This window comes from Amycolatopsis lexingtonensis (assembly GCF_014873755.1).
Classification (GTDB): Bacteria; Actinomycetota; Actinomycetes; order Mycobacteriales; family Pseudonocardiaceae; genus Amycolatopsis; species Amycolatopsis lexingtonensis.
On the sequence record NZ_JADBEG010000001.1, the window covers coordinates 10,015,104 to 10,035,531 of the forward strand.

The 20,428-nt window shown below is 71.2% G+C and carries 15 protein-coding genes; 6 read left to right on the forward strand and 9 right to left on the reverse strand.

Going from position 1 to position 20,428, the window contains the following annotated elements; all coding sequences use genetic code 11:
- The first annotated feature begins 186 nt into the window (after positions 1-186).
- The 3 genes from H4696_RS46380 to H4696_RS46390 are packed head-to-tail and all read left to right on the forward strand — an operon-like array spanning position 187 to position 3,662.
- Positions 187-1,218, forward strand: coding sequence for a GDP-mannose 4,6-dehydratase (locus tag H4696_RS46380; protein WP_086863349.1), 1,032 nt, complete (start codon positions 187-189; stop codon positions 1,216-1,218).
- Between the two features lie 6 nt (positions 1,219-1,224).
- Positions 1,225-2,577, forward strand: a complete 1,353-nt coding sequence (locus H4696_RS51410; protein WP_086863350.1) for a glycosyltransferase — start codon at positions 1,225-1,227, stop codon at positions 2,575-2,577.
- Between the two features lie 29 nt (positions 2,578-2,606).
- Entirely contained in the window at positions 2,607-3,662 is a 1,056-nt protein-coding gene (locus H4696_RS46390) for a DegT/DnrJ/EryC1/StrS family aminotransferase (RefSeq protein ID WP_086863364.1), read from the forward strand.
- 240 nt (positions 3,663-3,902) lie between these two features.
- Here H4696_RS46390 and H4696_RS46395 read toward each other — a convergent pair whose 3' ends face one another.
- From H4696_RS46395 to H4696_RS46415, 5 genes are all read right to left on the reverse strand, one after another.
- Positions 3,903-4,562 carry a response regulator gene (locus H4696_RS46395; RefSeq protein WP_086863351.1) on the reverse strand — a complete coding sequence of 220 codons (660 nt, stop codon included), beginning with the start codon at positions 4,560-4,562 and terminating at the stop codon, positions 3,903-3,905.
- An 86-nt stretch (positions 4,563-4,648) separates the two neighbouring features.
- On the reverse strand, positions 4,649-5,485 hold the full coding sequence (locus H4696_RS46400) for an ABC transporter permease (protein WP_225956001.1): 837 nt from the start codon (positions 5,483-5,485) through the stop codon (positions 4,649-4,651).
- Positions 5,482-6,468: an ABC transporter ATP-binding protein gene (locus H4696_RS46405; protein WP_086863352.1), complete on the reverse strand. Its 987-nt coding sequence runs from the start codon at positions 6,466-6,468 to the stop codon at positions 5,482-5,484. Before H4696_RS46405 ends, H4696_RS46400 begins: the two co-directional genes overlap by 4 nt.
- 120 nt (positions 6,469-6,588) lie before the next feature.
- Positions 6,589-7,782 (reverse strand): macrolide family glycosyltransferase, encoded by a 1,194-nt coding sequence (locus H4696_RS46410; protein WP_086863353.1) that lies wholly within the window; start codon positions 7,780-7,782, stop codon positions 6,589-6,591.
- A 39-nt stretch (positions 7,783-7,821) separates the two neighbouring features.
- Positions 7,822-8,493 (reverse strand): VC0807 family protein, encoded by a 672-nt coding sequence (locus H4696_RS46415; protein WP_086863354.1) that lies wholly within the window; start codon positions 8,491-8,493, stop codon positions 7,822-7,824.
- 302 nt (positions 8,494-8,795) lie between these two features.
- On the opposite strand from H4696_RS46415, the gene H4696_RS46420 reads away from it, so the two are divergent.
- The 3 genes from H4696_RS46420 (at position 8,796) to H4696_RS46430 (ending at position 13,017) form a co-directional block, all read left to right on the forward strand.
- Complete coding sequence (locus tag H4696_RS46420; protein WP_158104389.1) at positions 8,796-10,121, forward strand: sensor histidine kinase; 1,326 nt, start codon at positions 8,796-8,798, stop codon at positions 10,119-10,121.
- 23 nt (positions 10,122-10,144) lie between these two features.
- On the forward strand, positions 10,145-10,453 hold the full coding sequence (locus H4696_RS46425) for a hypothetical protein (RefSeq protein WP_143265286.1): 309 nt from the start codon (positions 10,145-10,147) through the stop codon (positions 10,451-10,453).
- Between the two features lie 188 nt (positions 10,454-10,641).
- Positions 10,642-13,017, forward strand: a complete 2,376-nt coding sequence (locus H4696_RS46430) for a beta-glucosidase family protein (protein WP_249027149.1) — start codon at positions 10,642-10,644, stop codon at positions 13,015-13,017.
- A gap of 120 nt (positions 13,018-13,137) precedes the next feature.
- Here H4696_RS46430 and H4696_RS46435 read toward each other — a convergent pair whose 3' ends face one another.
- The 4 genes from H4696_RS46435 to H4696_RS46450 are packed head-to-tail and all read right to left on the reverse strand — an operon-like array spanning position 13,138 to position 20,428.
- The gene (locus H4696_RS46435; RefSeq protein WP_086863356.1) at positions 13,138-14,367 is read right to left on the reverse strand and encodes a cytochrome P450; all 1,230 of its coding nucleotides are present in this window, start codon (positions 14,365-14,367) and stop codon (positions 13,138-13,140) included.
- Between the two features lie 10 nt (positions 14,368-14,377).
- On the reverse strand, positions 14,378-16,147 hold the full coding sequence (locus tag H4696_RS46440) for a non-ribosomal peptide synthetase (protein ID WP_086863357.1): 1,770 nt from the start codon (positions 16,145-16,147) through the stop codon (positions 14,378-14,380).
- On the reverse strand, positions 16,144-19,014 hold the full coding sequence (locus H4696_RS46445) for a condensation domain-containing protein (protein WP_086863358.1): 2,871 nt from the start codon (positions 19,012-19,014) through the stop codon (positions 16,144-16,146). Before H4696_RS46445 ends, H4696_RS46440 begins: the two co-directional genes overlap by 4 nt.
- On the reverse strand, positions 19,001-20,428 hold the full coding sequence (locus H4696_RS46450) for a class I SAM-dependent methyltransferase (RefSeq protein ID WP_086863359.1): 1,428 nt from the start codon (positions 20,426-20,428) through the stop codon (positions 19,001-19,003). Before H4696_RS46450 ends, H4696_RS46445 begins: the two co-directional genes overlap by 14 nt.

Below are 20,428 nucleotides of genomic sequence, written 5' to 3' on the forward strand. Positions count from 1 at the left end.
CGCCGATCTCCTTGACTTCGAAGCGGCCTGCCGCGAGCGTGGACGTCGTTGCCGACCACCGGACGCGGATTCGGCGGTACAGCGCGATTTTCGCGGCGGCAGGGTTCACTGAAGCTGCTCGCAAGGCGGCCGGACGACGCCACGGCGGGGGCTCTACTCGTTACGTGGCAAGGAAGGCACACATTCATGGCGAAGCGTGCGTTGATCACGGGCATCACCGGGCAGGACGGGTCGTACCTGGCCGAACACCTCCTGGCCGAGGGTTACCAGGTCTGGGGCCTGGTCCGCGGCCAGGCGAACCCGCGCAAGTCGCGGATCAGCAGGCTGGTCTCCGATCTCCACTTCGTGGAAGGCGACCTGATGGACCAGGTCAGCCTCGTGGCCGCGGTGGACCTGGTGCAGCCGGACGAGGTCTACAACCTCGCGGCCATCTCGTTCGTGCCGATGTCTTGGCAGCAGCCCGAACTCACCACCGAGGTGAACGGCATGGGCGTGCTGCGGGTGCTCGAAGCGGTCCGGATGGTGTGCGGGCTGGACAAGTCGCGGCCCACCGGTGGCGGCGGGATCCGGTTCTACCAGGCGTCGTCGTCGGAGATGTACGGCAAGGTCGCCGAGACCCCGCAGAACGAGCAGACCATCTTCCACCCGCGCAGCCCCTACGGCGTCGCGAAGACCTACGGGCACTTCATCACCAAGAACTACCGCGAATCCTTCGGCATGTTCGGGGTTTCCGGGATCCTGTTCAACCACGAGTCCCCGCGCCGCGGCGCCGAGTTCGTCACCCGCAAGATCACCATGGCGGTGGCGGAGATCAAGCTGGGCCTGCGCGACAAGCTCTACCTCGGCAACCTGGACGCCGTGCGCGACTGGGGCTTCGCCGGCGACTACGTCCGCGCGATGCACCTGATGCTGCAGCAGGACACCGCGACCGACTACGTCGTCGGCACCGGCGAGATGCACTCGGTCCGCGACGCCGTCCAGATCGCCTTCGACGCGGTCGGCCTGAACTGGCACGACTACGTCGTCATCGACCCGGCCCTGGTGCGGCCCGCGGAGGTCGAAACCCTCTGCGCCAACCCGGACAAGGCGCGGGTCGAGCTCGGCTGGAAGCAGTCGGTCGACTTCGAAGAGCTGATGCGCATGATGGTCGAGGCCGACCTGCGCAAGGCGTCGAACGAGCACAAGTACAGCGAGCTGATGCTCGCCGGAAGCTGGTGAGGCGCCGTGGCCCCCATCCTGTTCGCGTCGATCGCAGACGCCGGCATGATCAACCCGCTGCTGGTCATCGCGGGTGAGCTCGCCCGCCGCGGTGTGCCGGACCTGTACTTCGCGTCCACAGAGGACCGCCGTGCGGACGTCGAAGCGATCTCCGCCGACAACCCCGTGAAGTTCGTTTCGTTCGGGGAGCGCCTCGAGCGCCCGCCGGGTGAGTGGAACCCGGACCTCTACGCCGCCGCGACGCAGCCGGCGAAGCCCGGCAGTCTCACCGCGCGGCCGCAGAACGTGATCGCCTACCTGAGCGGCGTCACCGACGCGAGCATCATGGTGACGATGTACGAGCGGGCGCTGGCCGTCGTCGACGAGGTGCAGCCGGCGCTGATGGTCATCGACTCCTCCAGCGTCTACCCGACCGACGCGGCGATCGCGCGGGACATCCCGTACGTGTACAGCGTGCCGATCTCGGTCAGCGAGGTCTTCGCCGACCGGTTGCCGCTGAGCTACCCGAGCCCGAACACCGGGCTGCCGCGCGAGCTTTCCGGCCGCCAGAAGCTCGCGAACCTCGGCTTCCGGCTGCGGCTGCTCCTCGGCATGCTGACGAAGGTGCCCGCGGTGCAGTTCACCAAGGCGCGCAAGGAAGCCGGCATCCTGAACGCGACCGCGGGCCAGTCCACCTACGCCGACCGCGCGCAGGCGATCCTGGCCTATTCGGTGTTCGGCATGGAGTACCCGTTCGCCGCGGCGCCGTCGCACCTGAAGATGGTCGGCCCGGTCGTGCCGCCGCTGCCCGAGGCCGTGACGCCGGACCCGGCGCTGTCGGCCTGGCTGGACGCGCACGAGTCGATCGTCTACCTGGCGTTCGGCACCCACATGCGGCTGACCGCGCCCCAGGTGACGGCGATCGCCGAAGCGGCGCGGAAGATCGGGCCGGAGCACCACGTGCTGTGGAAGCTGCCCAAGGCCCAGCGCGCGCTGCTGCCGGCCGACCTGCCCGCGAACGTGCGGCTGGAGAACTGGGTGCCGTCGCAGTTCGACGTGCTGGCCCACCCGCACGTGCGCGTCTACTACAACCACGGCGGCGGCAACAGCGCGTACGAAGGCGTCTACTTCGGCAAGCCCGGCCTCGTGCAGCCGTTCTGGATGGACTGCCACGACCACGCGGCCCGCGTCCTCGACAGCGGCTGCGGGCTGGTGCTGTCGCACGAGGAGACCGTGTCCGCGGACGCGATCGTCGCCAAGCTGCGCAGGCTGCTGGAGGAGAAGGAGTTCACGGCGAACGCCGAGGACTGGGCGGACCGCTTCCGGTCGGCGGGCGGCGCGTCGGCCGCGGCGGACGCCGTGCTGGCCGCGGTCCGGTGACCGGTCCGATCGTCGGGGAAGGGAAGGGCATGTCCATCAAGTACCCGGTGTCGCAGCCGTACTTGGACGAGGCGGAGCTGGCCAACGTCACCGAAGCCGTCACGAGCGGCTGGATCTCGTCGCAGGGCCCGTACGTGGCCCGCTTCGAGGAGGCGTTCGCGGCGTACAACGGGATCGAGCACGGCGTGGCGTGCTCGTCCGGCACGACGGCGCTCACGCTGGCGTTGCGGGCGCTCGGGATCGGCCCGGGCGACGAGGTGATCGTCCCGGAGTTCACGATGATCGCGTCGGCGTGGGCGGTGACGTACACGGGCGCGACCCCGGTGTTCGTCGACTGCGGCGACGACCTCAACCTGGACGTGTCGCTGATCGAAGCGAAGATCACCCCGCGCACCAAGGCGATCATGCCCGTGCACATCTACGGGCGGCGGTGCGACATGGACGCGATCATGGAGCTCGCGTACGAGTACAACTTGCGCGTGGTGGAGGATTCCGCGGAGGCGCACGGGGTGCGGCCGGTCGGGGACATCGCCTGCTTTTCGCTGTTCGCCAACAAGATCATCGCGTCGGGCGAGGGCGGCATCTGCCTCACTTCCGACGCGCGGCTGGCTGCGCAGATGAAACACCTGCGGGGGATGGCGTTCAACCGGGACCACACGTTCCTGCACAAGAAGATCGGGTACAACTTCCGGATGACGAACCTGCAGGCCGCCGTCGCGGTGGCGCAGGTGGGGAAGCTGGACTCGATCCTGGCGCTGCGGGCTTCGATCGAGGCGCGCTACGACGACCGGCTGCGGGACGTGCCCGGGGTGACGCTGATGCCGCGCCGGGACGTGCTGTGGATGTACGACTTGCTGTGCGAGCGCCGGGAAGAGCTTCGGGAGTTCCTGGCTTCCGAGGGCATCGAGACCCGGGTGTTCTTCAAGCCGATGAGCCGGCAGCCGATGTACCTCGATCCGGTCTGGCCGTCGTTGAAGGCGAACCAGTTCGCGGAGGAGGGGTTGTACCTGCCGACGTACACGTCGTTGACGGAGGCGGACCAGGAGTACATCACCGACCGGGTGCGGAAGTTCTACGGCTGCTGAGCACACCCTGAAGGGCACCTTCCCTGTCAAGTGCCGGGGAAGGTGCCCTTCAGCGCGTCCGGCGATAGGGCTCCGGCAAAATCGCCGGGCGGGTCCGCGGTGTCTTGAATGAGTCATTCAGGACCTCTGAAGACCTGAATGACTCATTCAAGACGTCAGCGAAGCCGCCCAGCGAGCGAGCCGCCGCAACATTGCCGGACCCTGGCCCCGCACGTGGTGAACGACTGCGGGCGTACTCCGCTAGGGCTTGGGCACCTTGCTGCTCAGGTAAGTCAGCACGGCCAGCACGCGCCGGTTGTCGTCCTCGTGCTGAGCCAGATCCAGCTTCGTGAAGATGCTCGCCGTGTGCTTGCCCACCGCGGCCTCGCTGATCACCATCCGCTGCGCGATCGCCGCGTTGGACCGGCCCTCCGCCATCAGCTCCAGCACCTGGCGCTCGCGGGGCGTCAACGCCTCCAGCGGGTCCCGGCGCGACCGGCTCGCCAGCAGCTTCGAGATCACCTCGGGGTCCATCGCGGTCCCGCCGGCCGCCACCATCCGCAGCGCGTCCACGAACTGGTCCGCGTTGAGCACGCGGTCCTTCAGCAGGTACCCGATCGCCCCGGTGCCGTCGGCCAGCAGCTCGCGGGCGTACGTCTGCTCGACGTGCTGGGAGAGCACCAGCACCGGCATCCCCGGACGCCGTTTGCGCGCCTCCAGGGCCGCGCGGATGCCCTCGTCGCTGAACTTGGGGGGCAGCCGGACGTCCACCACCGCGATGTCCGGTTCGTGGTCGTCGATCGCCTTCAGCAGCTCGGTCGCGTTGCCGACCGCGGCCACGACGGTGAACCCCTTCGCCTCGAGCAGCCGGGTCATGCCGTCTCGAAGCAGGTAGAGATCCTCCGCGAGGACAACGCGCACGAACCGCTCCTGGGTTTCCGGGCCGGGCGGGGCCGGGGCTGGGTGGTCCAACCGTACCGTCGCCGCACCCGCCCGGTTACCCCGCGTCAGTCCAGGGCGCGCTTCAGGAAGCCGCGGATCCCGAAGATCCCGAAGATCACCGTCGCGACCACCATGACCAGCACGGAGATCCACAGCGGGATCGACTGGACCTGGGTCGGCATCACCAGCCGGCGCAGTGCTTCCGACACGTAAGTCAGGGGATTCGCCGCGCAGATCACCTGGAACCACCGCAAACCGGACAGGCTGAGCCACGGGAACTGGCCGGAGCCGGTGAAGATCAGGGGGACCAGCAGGATGGTGAAGACGAGGTTGATGTGCCGGGGCGGGACGATCGTGCCGAGCACCATGCCCACCGCCGCGCCGGCCAGCGAACCCAGGGCGACCACGCCGGCGACGCCCGGCAGGGCCGCGGGGTCCCAGCTGACGCCGTCGAGGATGAGCAGGCCGATCGGGATCATCACCAGGCCGGCGATGACGCCGCGGATCGCGCCGAACAGCATCTTCTCCACCGCCACCAGGCGGATCGACAGCGGCGCCAGCAGCCGGTCCTCGATCTCCCTGGTCACCGAGAAGTCCAGCACCAGCGGGAGCGCGGTGTTCTGCAGCGCCCCGGTGAACGCGTTCATCGCGACCATGCCGGGCAGCAAGATCTGGGCGTAGCCCGCGCCCGCGTAGCCGATCTGCGAGAGCACCTTGCCGAAGATGAACAGCAGGAACAGCGGCTGGATCAGCATCTGCGCCAGGAACGGCAGCAGCTCGCGCCCGGTGACGAAGACGTCGCGGCCGAGCACGGCGAAGAACGCGCGGGCCTGGCCGGGGTTGGCGTCTTGGCCGGTTCCGGTGCCGAGGCCGGGCGGCGGGGTGAGCGTCGTGGCGGTCATCGGAGGTCCCGTCCGGTGATGGAGATGAACACGTCTTCGAGGGTCGGCTTGCCGAACGAGATCCCGGTGACTTCGCACCGTTCGCGGCCCAGCACGGCCAGCACGCCGGGCAGCAGCGACGCCGGCTCCGCTTCGGTGTAGAGGCGGAACTGGACAGCGTTTTCGTCGTCGGCGGCCCGGCCGGTCGCGGCGAGCCGCTCGACCCGGACGACGGCGGGCACCAGCTCCAGCTCCTTGGCGACGGCTTCGGCGGGCGCGTCGGCCACCTTGACGCCCACGGTGAGCGTCGTGTTGCCCGGCAGCGACCGGGTCAGCGCTTCGGTGGTGTCGAGGGCCAGCAGCTTGCCGTGGTCGACGATGCCGACCCGGTCGCACAGCTTGGCCGCCTCCTCCATGTCGTGCGTCGTGACGACGACGGTGACGCCCTCGGCCGTCAGCTCGGCGACGCGCTCGTGCACGAACAGCCGCGACTGCGGGTCCAGGCCGGTCGCCGGCTCGTCGAGGAACATCACCTTCGGCCGGTGCATCAGGGCCCGGGCGATCATCACGCGCTGGGCCTGGCCGCCGGACATCTCGTCCACCCGGGCCTTCGCGCGCGGGCCGAGGCCCATCCACTCGATCAGCTCGTCCGCCCGGCGGTGCCGCTGCGCGCGGCCCATGCCGTGGTAGGCGGCGTGGAACAGCAGGTTCTGCCGCACCGTCAGCGACTGGTCGAGGTTGTTGCGCTGCGGCACCACGGCCAGCACCTGGCGGGCCGCGGTCGCGTGCTTGACGACGTCGATGCCGGCCACCTCGGCCCGGCCGGACGTCGGCAGCGCGCGGGTGGTCAGCATGCTGACCGTCGTCGTCTTGCCCGCGCCGTTGGGGCCCAGCAGGCCGAAGACCTCGCCCGCGGCGATCGTGAAACCGAGGCCGTCGACCGCAGGCCGTTCTGCTTTCGGGTACCTCTTCACGAGGTCCCGCACCACCACAGCGTCCTGCACGCTGGTCCTCCAGGGAAATCAGGGTCGAAAGGGCAGACGGGGGTGAGGAAGGGCCGTGGTGCTGGGGGACAACCTCGGCCCTTCCCCACTGGCGGCTGGTCCGGAAAACGAACCAGCGGGTCAGGAAACGCGCTTGAGGTGCCGTTCGAGCTCGTCGGCCGCCCGGACGGCACCGCCGGCGGCGCGCACCTTCGCGCTCATCGCCGCGACCGCGGCGTCGATCCGCTCGTCGGCCGCCGTGGTGCGCACGGCTTCGCGCAGCAGCTCCGGAGTGGGCTCCTGGCCGGCGAGGCTGGTGCCGAGGCCGAGTTCCGCGACGCGCTGGGCGACGGCGGCCTGCTCGACGCTCTGCGGCAGCGACACCATCGGGGTGTCGAAGTAGAGCGCCTCCATCGTCCCGCCCATGCCGGAGTGGGTGATGAAGGCCGAAGCGTGCTTCAGCACCGCCAGTTGCGGCACCTGGGCGTGCGCCTCGAAGTTCGGCGGCAGCTCGCCCAGCTCCGCCGGGTCGAGCGTGCCGATCGACAGCACGACGTGCCAGTTCTCGCCGGTGAACGCCGTCACGACGGCGCGGAAGAAGTCCGGGCGGTCGTTGAACGCCGTGCCGAGGGAAACCAGGAGCACGGGCTTCCCGTCGGACGGCGGCTGCCAGTCGCCCTGGAACGCCCGGTCGCCCAGGCACGGGCCGACGAACGCGAAGTGGTCGTCGAAGGTTTCGCCGTGGTACTGGAACTCCTTCGCCACGAACGCGAGCGCGAACTCCTCGCGGCCGATGGCGAAGTCGGCGGGGGTGATCTCCGGGACGCCGTGCGCCGCGGTCAGTTCCGCGATCTTCTCGCGGAAGGCCACGCGCGCCGGGTGGTCCTCGCTGAAACCGTTTTCCTCCCCGAGGAACTTCGCCAGCGACCACTCGTCGTTGTAGGCGAAGGACGGGAACAGCTCCACCGCGGGCACGCCCCACTTCGCGGCGAGCACCCGCCCGGTCGCGTAAACCGTGCGGTCGTACAGGATCAGGTCCGGCACGTCGCCGGCGAAGGCCGCTTCGAACACCGGGATGGTCGCGGTGCTCTCCATGACCAGCACCAGCGGCAGCCAGGCGGCGAAGTCGGCGGGCGGGTCCTCGGTGCGCGGCTTCGGCGTCAAGGACGATTCGTAGCGCAGGACCCGGGCCCCCGTCGGCGCCACGAGGTCGGCGAACTGGTCCGTGGTGGCGTAGGTGACGCGGTGACCGCGGCGGACCAGCTCGGCGGCCACGTCCAGCGTCGGCATGACGTGCCCGTACGCGGGGATGTTCAGCAGCGCGATGTGTGCCATGGGAAAGCTCCTCGGAGTGCGGTGGTCGGCCGGGGGCCCTCAGGCACGCAGGTCGTGCTTGCGGGTGTAGTAGGCCATGAAGCCGATGAGCCCGCCGAGGACCACGATCCACTGCACGGTCGTCACCAGGTTGATGTCGTCGAGCGGCAGGGAGTAGGCGAGCACGACGCGGACGACCGCGTCGACGATCATGCCGACGCCGAAGACCACCGTCAGCAGGCGCAGCCCGTGGCGCATCTTGGGCTCGGTGTCCCAGCGGCGCTCCCAGACCTCCGCGCCGGCGCCGCCCCGCTTGGTGCGGGCGATGCTGACCCCGGCGTGCAGGAAGAACGGCTTTTCGAAGAACAGCGTGATCAGCATCCAGATGCCGAACATGGCGGTGAGCCAGCCGTCCTTGGCGAAGAAGAACCGGGCGTCGCCGGAAATCAGGGAAACCGCGGTGCCGATGACCATCATCGTCACCATGAAGAGGCCGAGCCCGTCGATCTTGCGGTACCGGGCGAAGACGTACACGGTGCGGACCACCGGGACGATGCCACCGATGATCGCCGCGGTCAACAGCGGGACACCGTTCTGGCGCAGGATGTAGTAGACGGCGAGGGGGACGATCAGGTCGAATGCGGCGGAAGCGAACAGCGCCAGCCGCGGGTTCCGGGGTTCCGCGTGGGACTGCGTGCCCGCTTGGGTGCGCTGGATGCCGGCTTCGTTCATTGCTGCTCCTGGGTCATCGCGAGTTCGGTCGCGTTTCCGGTGCCATTCGCTTGAGTCGTGGCGCCGCTTGCGTTGACAACGGTAGTGTCGCGATGCTGGTCGGCGTGAGCCTGTTAGACCGAACATAGGGGTAGGGCTGGCTATACCCCTATGTGTGGCCTAAGCCGATTGTCCCGTTCCCCGGGGCGCCCCAGACTGGGACGACCTCGAGTGCGAGCGGACCCCGCCGGGCCGCCCGGAGGCGGATGGGGGGCGAGATGAGCCGACCGGGAACACTCTCCCGCGGAGAGTATGATCTGCCGATGTCGACGATTCCCCAGCGGAGCGCGTCGGCCGTCCGGCGCGGCTTCGCCGGAATGGCGCGGCTGCTCGTTTTCGTGCTGTTCGCGGCCGCGCAGGTGTGCGTTCTCACGTTGCCCGCGGTGATCTGGCTGCCGGAATACGTCGCCGCGGCGGGGCTGACCGTGGTGGTCGCCATTCCCGCGTGCCGGGTGCTGCCCGCCCTTTCCCGGAAAAGCGCGCCGGCGCTCTACGGCCGCGCGATCGAATCGCCGTACCTCCCGTTGCCGGCGCTGGAACGCACCGAAAACGGCTGGTACTGGAACGGCTACGACTTCCACAAGTCCCGCTGGATCTCCCTGGCCCAGCGCCGCGGCCGCTGGTTCTTCACCGACCCGGCCACCTGGCGCGACCTGTGCTGGCTGGTGGTCAACCCGCTGACCGGCGGGCTGCTGGCGGCCCTGCCGGTCGCGCTCGCCGCGTTCGGGGCGTTCCTGCTGGTCTCGCCGCTGACCGCGCCCCACCTGGCGACCGGCGAGTGGTACTTCCCGCTGCCGATGGACACCCCGGCCGGGGTCGCCGGAACCGCCGTCGCCGGGCTCGCGCTGCTGGTGCTGGGCCTGGTGGCCGCGCCCGGCGCGGTCAGCCTGCACGAGGCCTGGACGAGGTGGCTGCTGGCGCCCGACGAGCGCGCGCTGCTGGCCCGGCGGGTCGAGCGGCTGTTCGCGACGCGGGCCGCGGCCATCGACGCGCAGGCCGCGGAGCTGCGGCGGATCGAGCGCGACCTGCACGACGGCGCCCAGGCGCGGCTGATCGCGATCGGCATGTCGCTCAGCACCGCCGAGATGCTGCTCGACACCGACCTCGACGAGGTCCGCCGCCAGCTGGCGGGCGCGCGGGACCTGTCCGCGGCCGCCCTGCGCGAGCTGCGCGGGCTGGTGCACGGCATCCAGCCGCCGATGCTCGCCGACCGCGGGCTCGGCGCGGCCCTTGAGGACCTCGTGATGGACGCGCCGGTGCCCACCGACGTCGAGGTCGGCCTGGTCGGCCGGCCGGACGCGGCTTTGGAGTCGGCGGTCTACTTCTCCGTCGCCGAGCTGCTGGCCAACGCGGCCAAGCACGCGGCGGCCAAGCGCGTGCGGGTCGGCGTCACCTACCGGCCGGGCGCGCTGAAGGTCGTCGTCGCCGACGACGGCAAGGGCGGGGCCGACTTCAGCCGCGGCAGCGGGCTCCTCGGGGTCCAGCGGCGGGTCGCGGCGTTCGACGGCGTCGTCGAAATCGACAGCCCGGCCGGCGGCCCGACCGAAATCACCATCCTCATTCCGTGCGTCCTGCCATCAGCTCACTAGAAAACTGATACCGGGGGATCGAAATGCGTCGTGGGATCGTGGTGTGCCTGTTCGCTCTCGTCACTGCTTTTTCGGTGGCCGGTTGTGACCATTTGATCGATCTGGGGTGCGCGGATCGGTCGTGTCATTTCAACCTCACCAGTGGTGGCAAAGTCGACCTCGGCGGGCAGGAACTGGAAGTGCAGAAGGTCGACAACAATTCCGTGACCCTGCTGTCGAACGGGATCAGCGTGTCCCTCTTCCAGGGCGTCGACATCGATTTCCTCGGGTACCACCTGCACCTCGGGGAGATCCGCGGTGGCGAAGCCAGTTTGGACGTCAGCCGGAATTAACCGGGAGTTCGTCCGGTAGCCGCTCTGAACCGGTGAAGGCCCTGGTCAAGACAGGGGTTACGGTCCGTGCAGTAGTCACCTAGGTTGGTCCTCAATTGGACCAACAAGCGGGAGGGGCGACCCTTTCGCGGGTTTCTGGGGTGACTATGCGTAATGATCTTCTTCGTGCGCGGCCGCGGTCGCGCACGGTGGCGGTCGTCGTGGCCGGCGTGCTCCTCACGTCCGGCCTGGCGGCGGCCGGTGCCGCGGCCGACCCGGCCGCGAAGTTTTCGCCGCGGGTGCGCGACATCGTCGGCGAACTGACGCTCGACGAGAAGCTTTCCCTGGTGCACGGCGGTACCGACCCGAACAGCGTCGGCGAAGCCGGGTACGTGCCGGGCGTGCCGCGCCTCGGCATCCCGTCGCTGCGGCTGGCGGACGGCTCGGCCGGGGTGCGCGTCGACAAGCCGTCGGTCGTGATGCCGGCGCCGGTTTCGCTCGCGTCCAGTTTCGACGAATCGCTCGCGACGCGGTACGGCGCCGGCGTCGGCCGCGAAGCCCGGGCGCTGGGCACCGACGCGCTGCTGTCCCCGATGGTCAACACCATCCGGATCCCCTACGGCGGGCGCAACTTCGAGACCTTCAGCGAGGACCCGCTGCTGACGTCGCGGATCGCCGCCGCGGAGGTCAAGGGCATCGCGGGCCAGGGCACCATCCCGGTGGTCAAGCACCTCGCCGGCAACAACCAGGAGAACGACCGGCAGACGATCAACGTCCAGATGGACGACCAGACGCTGCACGAGGTCGAGCTGCCCGGGTTCGAGGCGGCGGTGAAGGCCGGCGCCGGCGCGGTGATGTGCTCGTACAACAACTTCAACGGGCCGTCCGCGTGCGCGAACGGCGACCTGCTGACCGGGATCCTGCGGGAGCAGCTGGCGTTCAAGGGCTGGGTGATGTCGGACTGGCGGATGTCGCTGACGCCCGAGTCCCTGCCCAAGGGCCTGGACCAGGAGATGCCGGACGGTACGTACTTCGGCGACCAGCTCAAGACCGCGATCAGCGAAGGAAAGATCCCGCAGTCCGCTTTGGACACCGCGGTGGCGCGCATCCTCGGGCAGATGGACCGGTTCCACCTGCTCGACAACCCGGCGCGCCCGTCGCGCGACCTGGCCGGGCTGACGGCGACCGCGCAGGACGTCGCCCAGGCGGGCGCGGTCCTGCTACGGAACGAAAAGGCGGCCCTGCCGCTGAGCACCACGCGCTCGGGCAGCGTCGCGGTGATCGGCTACAACGCGAAGACGCCGAAGCTCAACGGCGGCGGCAGCTCCCACGTGCTCCCGTCGGCCACGCCGGCCAGCCCGCTGGACGTGATCAAGCAGCGCGCGGGCAGCGCGACGACGTACACCCCGGGCTACGACCCGGCGGGCGAGGCCGTCCCGGCGGACGCGCTGTCCCCGGCGTACACCCAGGGCGGCGGGCTGCCCGCCGGCTCGGAAGGCGTGTTCTACAACGGCACGATCACCGCGCCGACCGAAGGCGACTACAGCATCCAGCTGCAGGCCACCGGCGGTGGCGGCTTCCTCCAGGTCGACGGCGTCGCGAGCGGCCTGTTCGGCGATTCGATCGCGACCGGCTACACCGGCATCACCGTGCACCTCACCGCGGGCCAGCACTCGCTGCTGCTCTACGGTTTCGCGGACTTCGTCAAGCCGCTGCAGGTGAACCTGCACTGGCTCACCCCGGCCGCGGCCCAGACCAAGATCGCCGAGGCGGTGGCGGCGGCCAAGGCGGCCACCACGCCGATCGTGTTCGCCTACGACGACAGCTCCGAAGGCCTCGACCGGCCCGACCTCTCGCTGCCGGGCTACCAGGACGAGCTGATCGACGCGGTCGCCACGGCCAACCCGCGCACGGTGGTGGTGCTGAACACGGCGTCCGCGGTGAAGATGCCGTGGCTCGCGAAGACGGCCGCGGTGCTGGAGATGTGGTACCCGGGCCAGAAGGGCGCCGAAGCGACGACGGCGCTGCTCTACGGCGACGCCAACCCGCAGGGCAAGCTGACCCAGACGTTCCCGGTGGACGAGGCCCACACGCTCGTCAGCGGCGGCGCGGGCCTGTACCCGGGCCAGGACGGCCAGGTGAAGTACACCGAGGGCGTCGACATCGGCTACCGCTGGTACGCGGACAAGAAGATGACCCCGCTCTTCCCGTTCGGCTACGGGCTTTCGTACACGTCGTTCGCCTACAGCGGCCTGACGGCCACCAACGCGTCGGACGGCGGTCTGGACGTGCGGGTGACGGTGCGGAACACGGGAACCCGGACGGGCACCGAGGTGGCGCAGGTGTTCCTCGGCCCGAGCCCGCTGGTGACGGCCCCGCAGGCGCCGACGGCGCTGGGCGGGTACGCGAAGGTGACGTTGACGGCGGGGGCGTACCGGACGCTGACGATCCACGTGGACCCGCGCCAGCTGAGCTACTGGGACTCGGCGGCGAAGGCGTGGAAGCGCGGCGGTGGGACGCGGTCGGTGAAGGCGGGCTCGTCTTCGGCTTCGCTGCCGCTGAGCACTCAGGTCGCGGTGAACTGACCCGGTAGGACGGAACGGCCGGTGCTCCCGTTGGGGGCACCGGCCGTTTCGTATTTGTGCGCAAGGCAAAGCGAACGGCCGGCACCCTGGTTGGGGTGCCGGCCGTCCGGGAAGGGATCGTCAGCCGTTCGTCACCGGTAGGTGGCGGAGGCCTCGGATGATCGCCGAGCGCCGGCGGTCGGCCGGGCCCGTCTGGCGCAGTTCCGGCAAGCGCGTGGCCAGGACCCGGAACGCCACGTCCGCCTCCAGGCGGGCCAGCGGCGCGCCCAGGCAGTAGTGGGAGCCGCCCGAGAAGGACAGGTTGTCCGGGGTGGTCGGGCGGGTGATGTCGAAGACGTCCGGGGAAGCCCACACGGCCGGGTCGCGGTTGCAGCCCGCCGTCAGGACCACCACCGCCGTGTCGGCCGGGATCACCGTGTCCCCGATCTCGACGTCCACTGTGGACACCCGGCTGGACTGCTGGACCGGCGCCTCGAACCGCAGCGACTCCTGCGCCGCCTGCGGGGCCAGCTCGGGGTCCGCCACCAGCTTGTCCCACTGGTCACGGCGTTCCAGCATCGTCTTGACGCCGACGCCGATCAGGTTCACCGTCGACTCCGCGCCCGCGAGCGTCAGCAGCTGGCACATCGACACCAGTTCGTGCGTCGTGAGCCGGTCCTCGGCGCGGGCGGTGAGGAGCTTGCTGACCGCGTCGTCGCCCGGGTGGGCCAGGCGCATTTCCATCAGCTCGGTGAACAGCGCGTCCAGCTCGTCCAGCGACCGCTGCACGCTCGCGATGTGCTCCGCCGACGTGATCTCGTCGAAGATCGTGCCGAACTTCGGGCCGTGCTCGAGGTAGCGGCTCAGGAACGGCTCGGGGATGTCGAAGATGGCCGCCACGACCGTCACCGGGATGAGGTCGGCGAACGACGCCATGAGGTCGAACTCCCGGCTCGTGTCCACCCGGTCCAGCAGCTCGTGGCAGATCGCCGTCAGGCGGTCGCGGAAGCCGAGGATCGCCTTGGGGCTCAGGAACGGCGTGGCCAGCTTGCGCAGCCGCGCGTGGTCGGCGCCGTCGGCGCCCAGCATCGAGTTGTCGAACGTCGTGATCACCGGGCTGATCGGCTTGCCGTCGGACTTGAGCACCCCGAACCGCCGGTCGCGCAGCACCTTCGTGGCCGTCGCGTGGTCGACCGTCGTCCAGGCGCCGAGTTCGCTGCGGTGCAGCGGCCCCTTCGCGCGGATCTTTTCGTAGAGCGGGTAGGGATCCTCCGGGCCGCGCAGCAGCAGCGCCAGGGGATCGCCGAGTTCGCCGAGGGTCCACAGCACCCGCATCTGGGTGGTCATGTCCTCGGCCGTCTGGACCGGCATGGCTTTCCTCCTACGGCTTTCCGGCGGTGATCAGCCCGGCCACGCCCCGCACGGTCGGCGCCTCGAACACCTGGGAGATCCGCAGCTTGACGCCGAGGTCCCGGCTGATCCGGGAGCACAGCTGGGCGGCGGACAGCGAGTTGCCGCCCTGCCGGAAGAACGAGACGTCGGTGGCGATCGTGGGCACGCCGATGATTTCGCGCAGGATCCGCGCGACCGTGGCTTCGGTGTCCGAAAGGTCTTCCGCCACCGGTGCCCCCGATTCGGCCCTGCGGCTCGCCGCCAGCTCGGCCAGCGCGCGGCGGTCCAGCTTCCGGTCCTCCAGCACGGGCAGCCGCTCCAGGCGCTGCACGAGGGCGGGCACCAGGTACCCCGGCAGCCGCTCGGCCAGCCGGGTCCGCAGCTCTTCCTCTCCCGGCGTGTCGTCGCCGGAACCGGTGTAGAACAGGCACAGGTCCTCGTACGCGCCGTCCGCGCCGGTCACCGGCACCACCGCGCAGGCGCCGACCCCCGGCACGCGGCCGGCGTTGTGCTCGACGTCGTCGAGTTCGATGCGGTGCCCGCGGATCTTGACCTGGCGGTCCGCGCGGCCTTCGAAGCGCAGCAGCCCGTCGGCGGTCCAGCGGCCGAGGTCACCGGTGCGGTAGACGCGTTCCGGCCCGGACGGCAGGGCGATCTCGACGAACTTCCGCGCGGTCAGTTCGGTGTCCTCGAAGTACCCGAGCGCCAACCCCTTGCCACCCAAGCAGATCTCGCCGCTCTCGCCGACGTCGCACCGGCGGTCGCCGTCGAGGATGTACGCCTGGGTGTTGGGGAACGGGACGCCGAGCGGCACCTCGGTGCGGTCCTCGGGCCGGACGCGGTGACACGTGGCCGCCACGCTCGACTCGACCGGGCCGTACATGTTGTACAGCGGGATGTCCGGGTACGCCTCGAGGAACCGGGCCGCGTGCCGGGCCGAGAGCTTCTCGCCGCCGGTCCCCACGGCCCGCAGGCCGGCGAAGGCGTCGAGGTCGTTGTCGACCATGCTGTGGAACACCGCGGTGGGCGGGAAGATCGTGGTGACGCCGTGGATCGCGACCAGGTCACGCAGCTTCGTCGCCAGTTCCAGGGTGTCTTCCAGCAGCACCAGGGTGCCGCCGTTGAACAGCACGCCCCAGGAGTCCAGGCCGAAGGCGTCCCACGTCGCCGCGAGCGCCTGCGGCATCACGGCGCCGGAGTCCAACGGGGTGAAGAGCCAGTCGTCGAAGAGCCGCACGTTGCCGCGGTGCGCGGTCACCACGCCCTTCGGCGTCCCGGTGGTCCCCGAGGTGAAGAACACGGCGCAGGCGTCGTCGGCGCCAACCTCGACCGCGGCCGGGCGGGCGCCGAGAATCGGCTGCGATGGCGGCGCCCACGCCGACGGCCACTCGGTCCCGCGCTCGGCGGCGACCACCGGACCGCCGAGGTGCTCGATCAGCTCGGCGAGCCGGGTCCGCGGCCAGCGCAGGTCCAGCGCGGCGTAGGCGGCGCCGCACTTGAGCACGGCCAGCAGCGTCGCGAACAGCTCGGGGGAGCGGGGCAGCAGCACCGGCACGATCGAGCCGCGCTCGACACCGCGCGCCTGCAGTTCGGCCGCGTACGCGTCGGCCGTCTCCGCCAGCTCGCGATAAGAGATGTCCCGGCCCTGGTGGTGCAGCGCGGTGCGGCCCGGCCAGCGCTCGGCGCACCACTCGAACAGGCCGTGCATGGTCTCGGCCCGCTCGAACGGCCGGGGCTCCGGGTTGAAGGACGTCGTCATCGGGTGCTCCCGCGTTCGGTGATCAGCTCCGCCAGCGCGGCCGGCGTCGGGTGGGAGAAGGCGGCGGACAGCTTCAGCCGGACCCCGGTCTGCTTCTGGATCGACTGGACGAGCTGGGCGGCCAGCAGCGAATGCCCGCCGCTGGCGAAGAAGTTCGTGTCCTCGGTGACGTCGGTGCGCTTGAGCAGCTTCGCGAACAACGCCATGACGGCGGTGGTCGTCGGGTCCGTGACGGCCTCGGCGGGCACTTCGGCGGCCGGGCCCGCGGTGGCGGCCAGCTCGGCGACCGCCGCCCGGTCCACCGTGTGGACGGCGGTCTCGGGCAGCGCGTCGACCCGCAGGTACCAGGCCGGGCGGGCCCGCGGCGGCAGGGCCGTCTCGGCGTGCCGGGCCAGGTCGGCGGCCAGCTGCGGCTTGTCCGGCGCCTGCACCACGGCGACCAGCTCGGTCCCGCCGTCGGTGACCCGCGCGGTGACGGCGGCCGCGACGACGTCGGTGTACGCGGTCAGGGCGTCCTCCACGGTCGCCAGGTCGACGCGGGTGCCGCCGAGGGACAGCTGGCGCTCGCGCGGGCCGTGGACGTGCAGGGACCCGTCGGTGCGCCAGTGCGCGAGCACGCCCGTGTCGATGCCGTCCAGCCGGAGTTCGCCGCGGACGCCCAGGGGCAGCTGCCGCCCGTCCGGCGCGACGACGTCGGCTTCGAGGCCCGCGACCGGCATGCCGTCGCCGAGCACCCAGCGACCGGCGCCGGAAAACACCGTGTGCACGTCGGCCCCGAGCGCGCGCAGGGTGCGCACGAGCGGGGCGGGCGCGGGTTCGGCGCCGATCAGCGCGGTCCGGCCGCCGACGGCCTCGCCGAGGTGCTCGACCACGCGCGACCAGACGGCCGGGGTGGCGTGCACGACGCCGACGTCGTGGCGGGTGAGGAGTTCGGCGAGCAGGCGGCCGTCGGTGCGGGCCGCGTCGGGCGCCACGACCAGCGGGGCGCCGGTGGTCAGGGCCAGCAGCAGCTCGGCGACGGCCGCACCGGCGGCCGGGGAGGTCAGCCACAGCACCGGGCGGCCCGGCGGCACGAGGGCCGCGCTGTGCCGGGCGGACGCGGCGAGTTCCCGGTGGGTCACGCCGATCAGCGCCGGGGTGTCCGGGGCCACCCCCGCGGCGTCCGGCTCGACGGCGACGGTGACCGCGTACGAGATCGGCCGCCACGGGATCGAGGCGTGCGGCGCGGTTTCCGCCGCGCCCAGCACGAGTTTCGCGGTCGACACGGCTTCGGCGACGTTGTCCTGGCCGGGGTCCACGGTGGTCACGGTGGCGCCGGCCAGCCAGCCGCCGAGCACCGCGGCCGCGAGCCCGGGCCCGCGCGGGGCGACCACGGCGACCTGGTCGCCCGCGCCGGTCCCGGCGTCGGCGAGCAGGGTCGTGACCGCCGAGGCGGCCCGCCAGAGTTCGCGGTAGGACGTCGTGCCCTCGTCGGTGACGAGCGCGGGCGCGCCGGGGTTTTCCCGCACCTGGCGCGCGATCGCGGTGAGCGCGGTGTCCGGGGACGCCGGTTTCGCGACGGCGTCCAGCACGCGGCGGTCGGTCGCGCCCCAGGCGTCCAGCTCGCCCAGCGGCCGGTCCGGCGCGCTCGCCGCCGCCACGAGCAGGGCGTCGTAGCGCTCCAGCAGCAGGGCGACGTCGTCGCCGCCGAGCACCTCGGCCCCGTACACCGCCTTGACGCGGCTCTCGTCCGCTGACGGCAGGATGACGAACTCGAGGTCGAACTTGCTGTGCCCCGGGTCGATCTCGGCGACTTCGGCGGGCGCGCCGCCGATGCTCGTGGCCGCCCGCCCGCCGAAGGGCAGGTAGTTGAACACGTGCCGGAACATCGTGGTGCGCCAGGAGGAATCGGCGCGCTCGACCTCGGGCAGCAGGACGTCCATCGGCACGTCCGCGTGCGCGATCGCCTCGAAGAACAGGTCGCGCACCCGGCGGCTGAACGCCCGGAACGTCTCGGCCGGGTCGATGCGGACGCGCAGCGGGACGATGTTGACGTGGTAGCCGATCGCGCGCTGCGCCTGCTGGCTGCGGACGTTCACCGGGAAGCCGACGGCGAGGTCGGGGCCGGCGCCGTGGGCGTGCAGCAGCAGGTAGTAGGCGGCCAGCAGCAGGACGACGTCGGGTGCCTTGAGGTCCTTCTGCAGCGCGGTGACGACGTCCTTCGCCGCGGGCGAGAACGCGCGGACCAGCTGCTCGCCGCGCAGGGTCGGCTGGGCGCTTTCCTGGCCGCCGCACCACAGTTCGAGGCCGCTCGCGTCGAAGTCGCGCAGGTGCTCGCGCCAGAACGCGAGGCTGGCCGGCTTCGGCTCGGACTCCGGCCAGAGCGGGACGGGCTCGCTGGCGTCGGGGAGGTCCCCGGCGAGCACGGCGTCGTACGCGGCCGCCAGCTCTTCCAGGAAGATCGACATCGAGGTGCCGTCGAAGATCAGGTGGTGCACGGCCACGCCGACGGAGTCGTGCTCCGGGCCGTGGTAGAGGCCGACGCGCAGCAGCGGGGAGCCGTCGAGCGCGAAGGGCCGCGTGATCAGCTCGCGCAGGCCGGCGTCGACGTCGGTGCTGTCCTCGCCCTCCAGGCGGAGCGGGATGGCCGGCAGCACCTCCTTGGTCAGCTTGGTGTCGTCGGCGTGGAAGACGGTCCGCAGCGCGTCGTACCGGCGCACGATCCGCGCGACGGCTTCCTGCAGCACGGCCCGGTCGAGCCGGCCCGCGACCCGGAGCGCGACGCCCGGCACGTTGTTCACGCCCTCGCCGGGGACCAGCCGCTCCAGCAGCCAGAGGCCTTCTTCCTTGCGGGTCGCGGGGATCCGCGTGCCCTCAGTGGTCGGCATGTCCGGTCCCTTCGGGGAGGTCTTCGACGGTGGTGAAGGCGTGCGGGATCGCCTCGGCGGGCAGCCGCGCGGCGAGGTAGGCGCGCAGCTCGGCGACGAACGAGCTCGTCTTCGCCGCGCGTGAAGGCGCGTTCGCGTAGGCGGTGAAGGGCAGTCCCGGGGTGGCGGCCGAAGCGGGCACGACCACTGCGTCGCCGTCGCGGGTGTAGACGACGTCGACCAGGCCGGGGCCTTCGGCGGACCAGGTCACCGCGGCCTGGTAGCCGCGCCGCCTGCCGATCTCGTGGAGGTCTTCCGGGTCCGGCGCGGTGACCGCGGCGGGCGTCCGGCCGGTGTCGAGCTTCGCCAGCTCGGCCAGCTCGCGCGCGACCCGGCCGTTCGGCACGCCGGTGATCCGCGCGGACGCCGGCCGGACGTCGCTCAGCAGCGTTTCCAGCGCACCCGGGTCCCAGGCCGCGGTCAGCGCCGGCTCGATCGGCTCCGCGGGTTCCTTGCGCAGCACGGCGTCGTAGCGGTGCCGGCTCAGCTCGTTGTGGTGGTGGGCCCGCTTGAGCCGGACGTCCGCCGCCGCGATCCCGGGCAGCGTCGCCGCCAGCGCCGGGAAGAAGTCGGGGTCGACGAGCAGTTCCTTCTCTTCCAGCACGCTGTTCTCGACGAGCTCCCGTGCCGTCTCGGGCGCGGCGGCGATCTCGTCGGCCAGCACCGCGGTCCGGAAGGCCCGCAGCAGCCGCAGGTTCCGCACGTCGCCGACGAACACCGCGCCGCCGGGCGCGAGCAGCGCGGCCGCCTGGCGCAGCACGTCCGCGAGGTAGCCGATGTCGGGGAAGTACTGGATGACCGAGTTGATCACCACGGTGTCGAAGTGCTGGTCCGGCAGCCCGGCGAAGTCGTTGGCCTCGCGGTTGTGCAGCGTCACGTGGGCCAGCGCGGGGTCCGCGGCGACCTGGCCGGTGAGCGTCTCGACGACGGTGGCGGAGAAGTCCGTGGCCACGTACTCCTCGCACGAGGGCGCGAGCTTGGCCATCAGCAGGCCGGTGCCGACGCCGATCTCCAGCACCCGGCGGGGCCGCAGCGACTTGATCCGCTCGACCGTCGCGTCCCGCCACTCCCGCATCTGCGCGAGCTCGATCGGCAGCCCGGTGTAGGTGCTGTGCCAGCCCACGAAGTTCTCCCCGAGCCCACCGGACTCGGGGAGTTCGCCGTAGACCCATTCGTAGATCAGCTGCCACTCGTCGACGCGCTTGCGGTCGTCGCCGTCCTCGGCGACCGGGTCCCGCGGCACGACGTGGGCGACGAGCCGCCCGGTGCCGGGTTCGCGGGTCACGCGGGCCCGCGCGATCCCGGGGTGCCCGGCGAGCGCGGCTTCGGCTTGGCTTTCCGTGCCGGTGCCCAGACCGGTCGATGACGTCGGCAT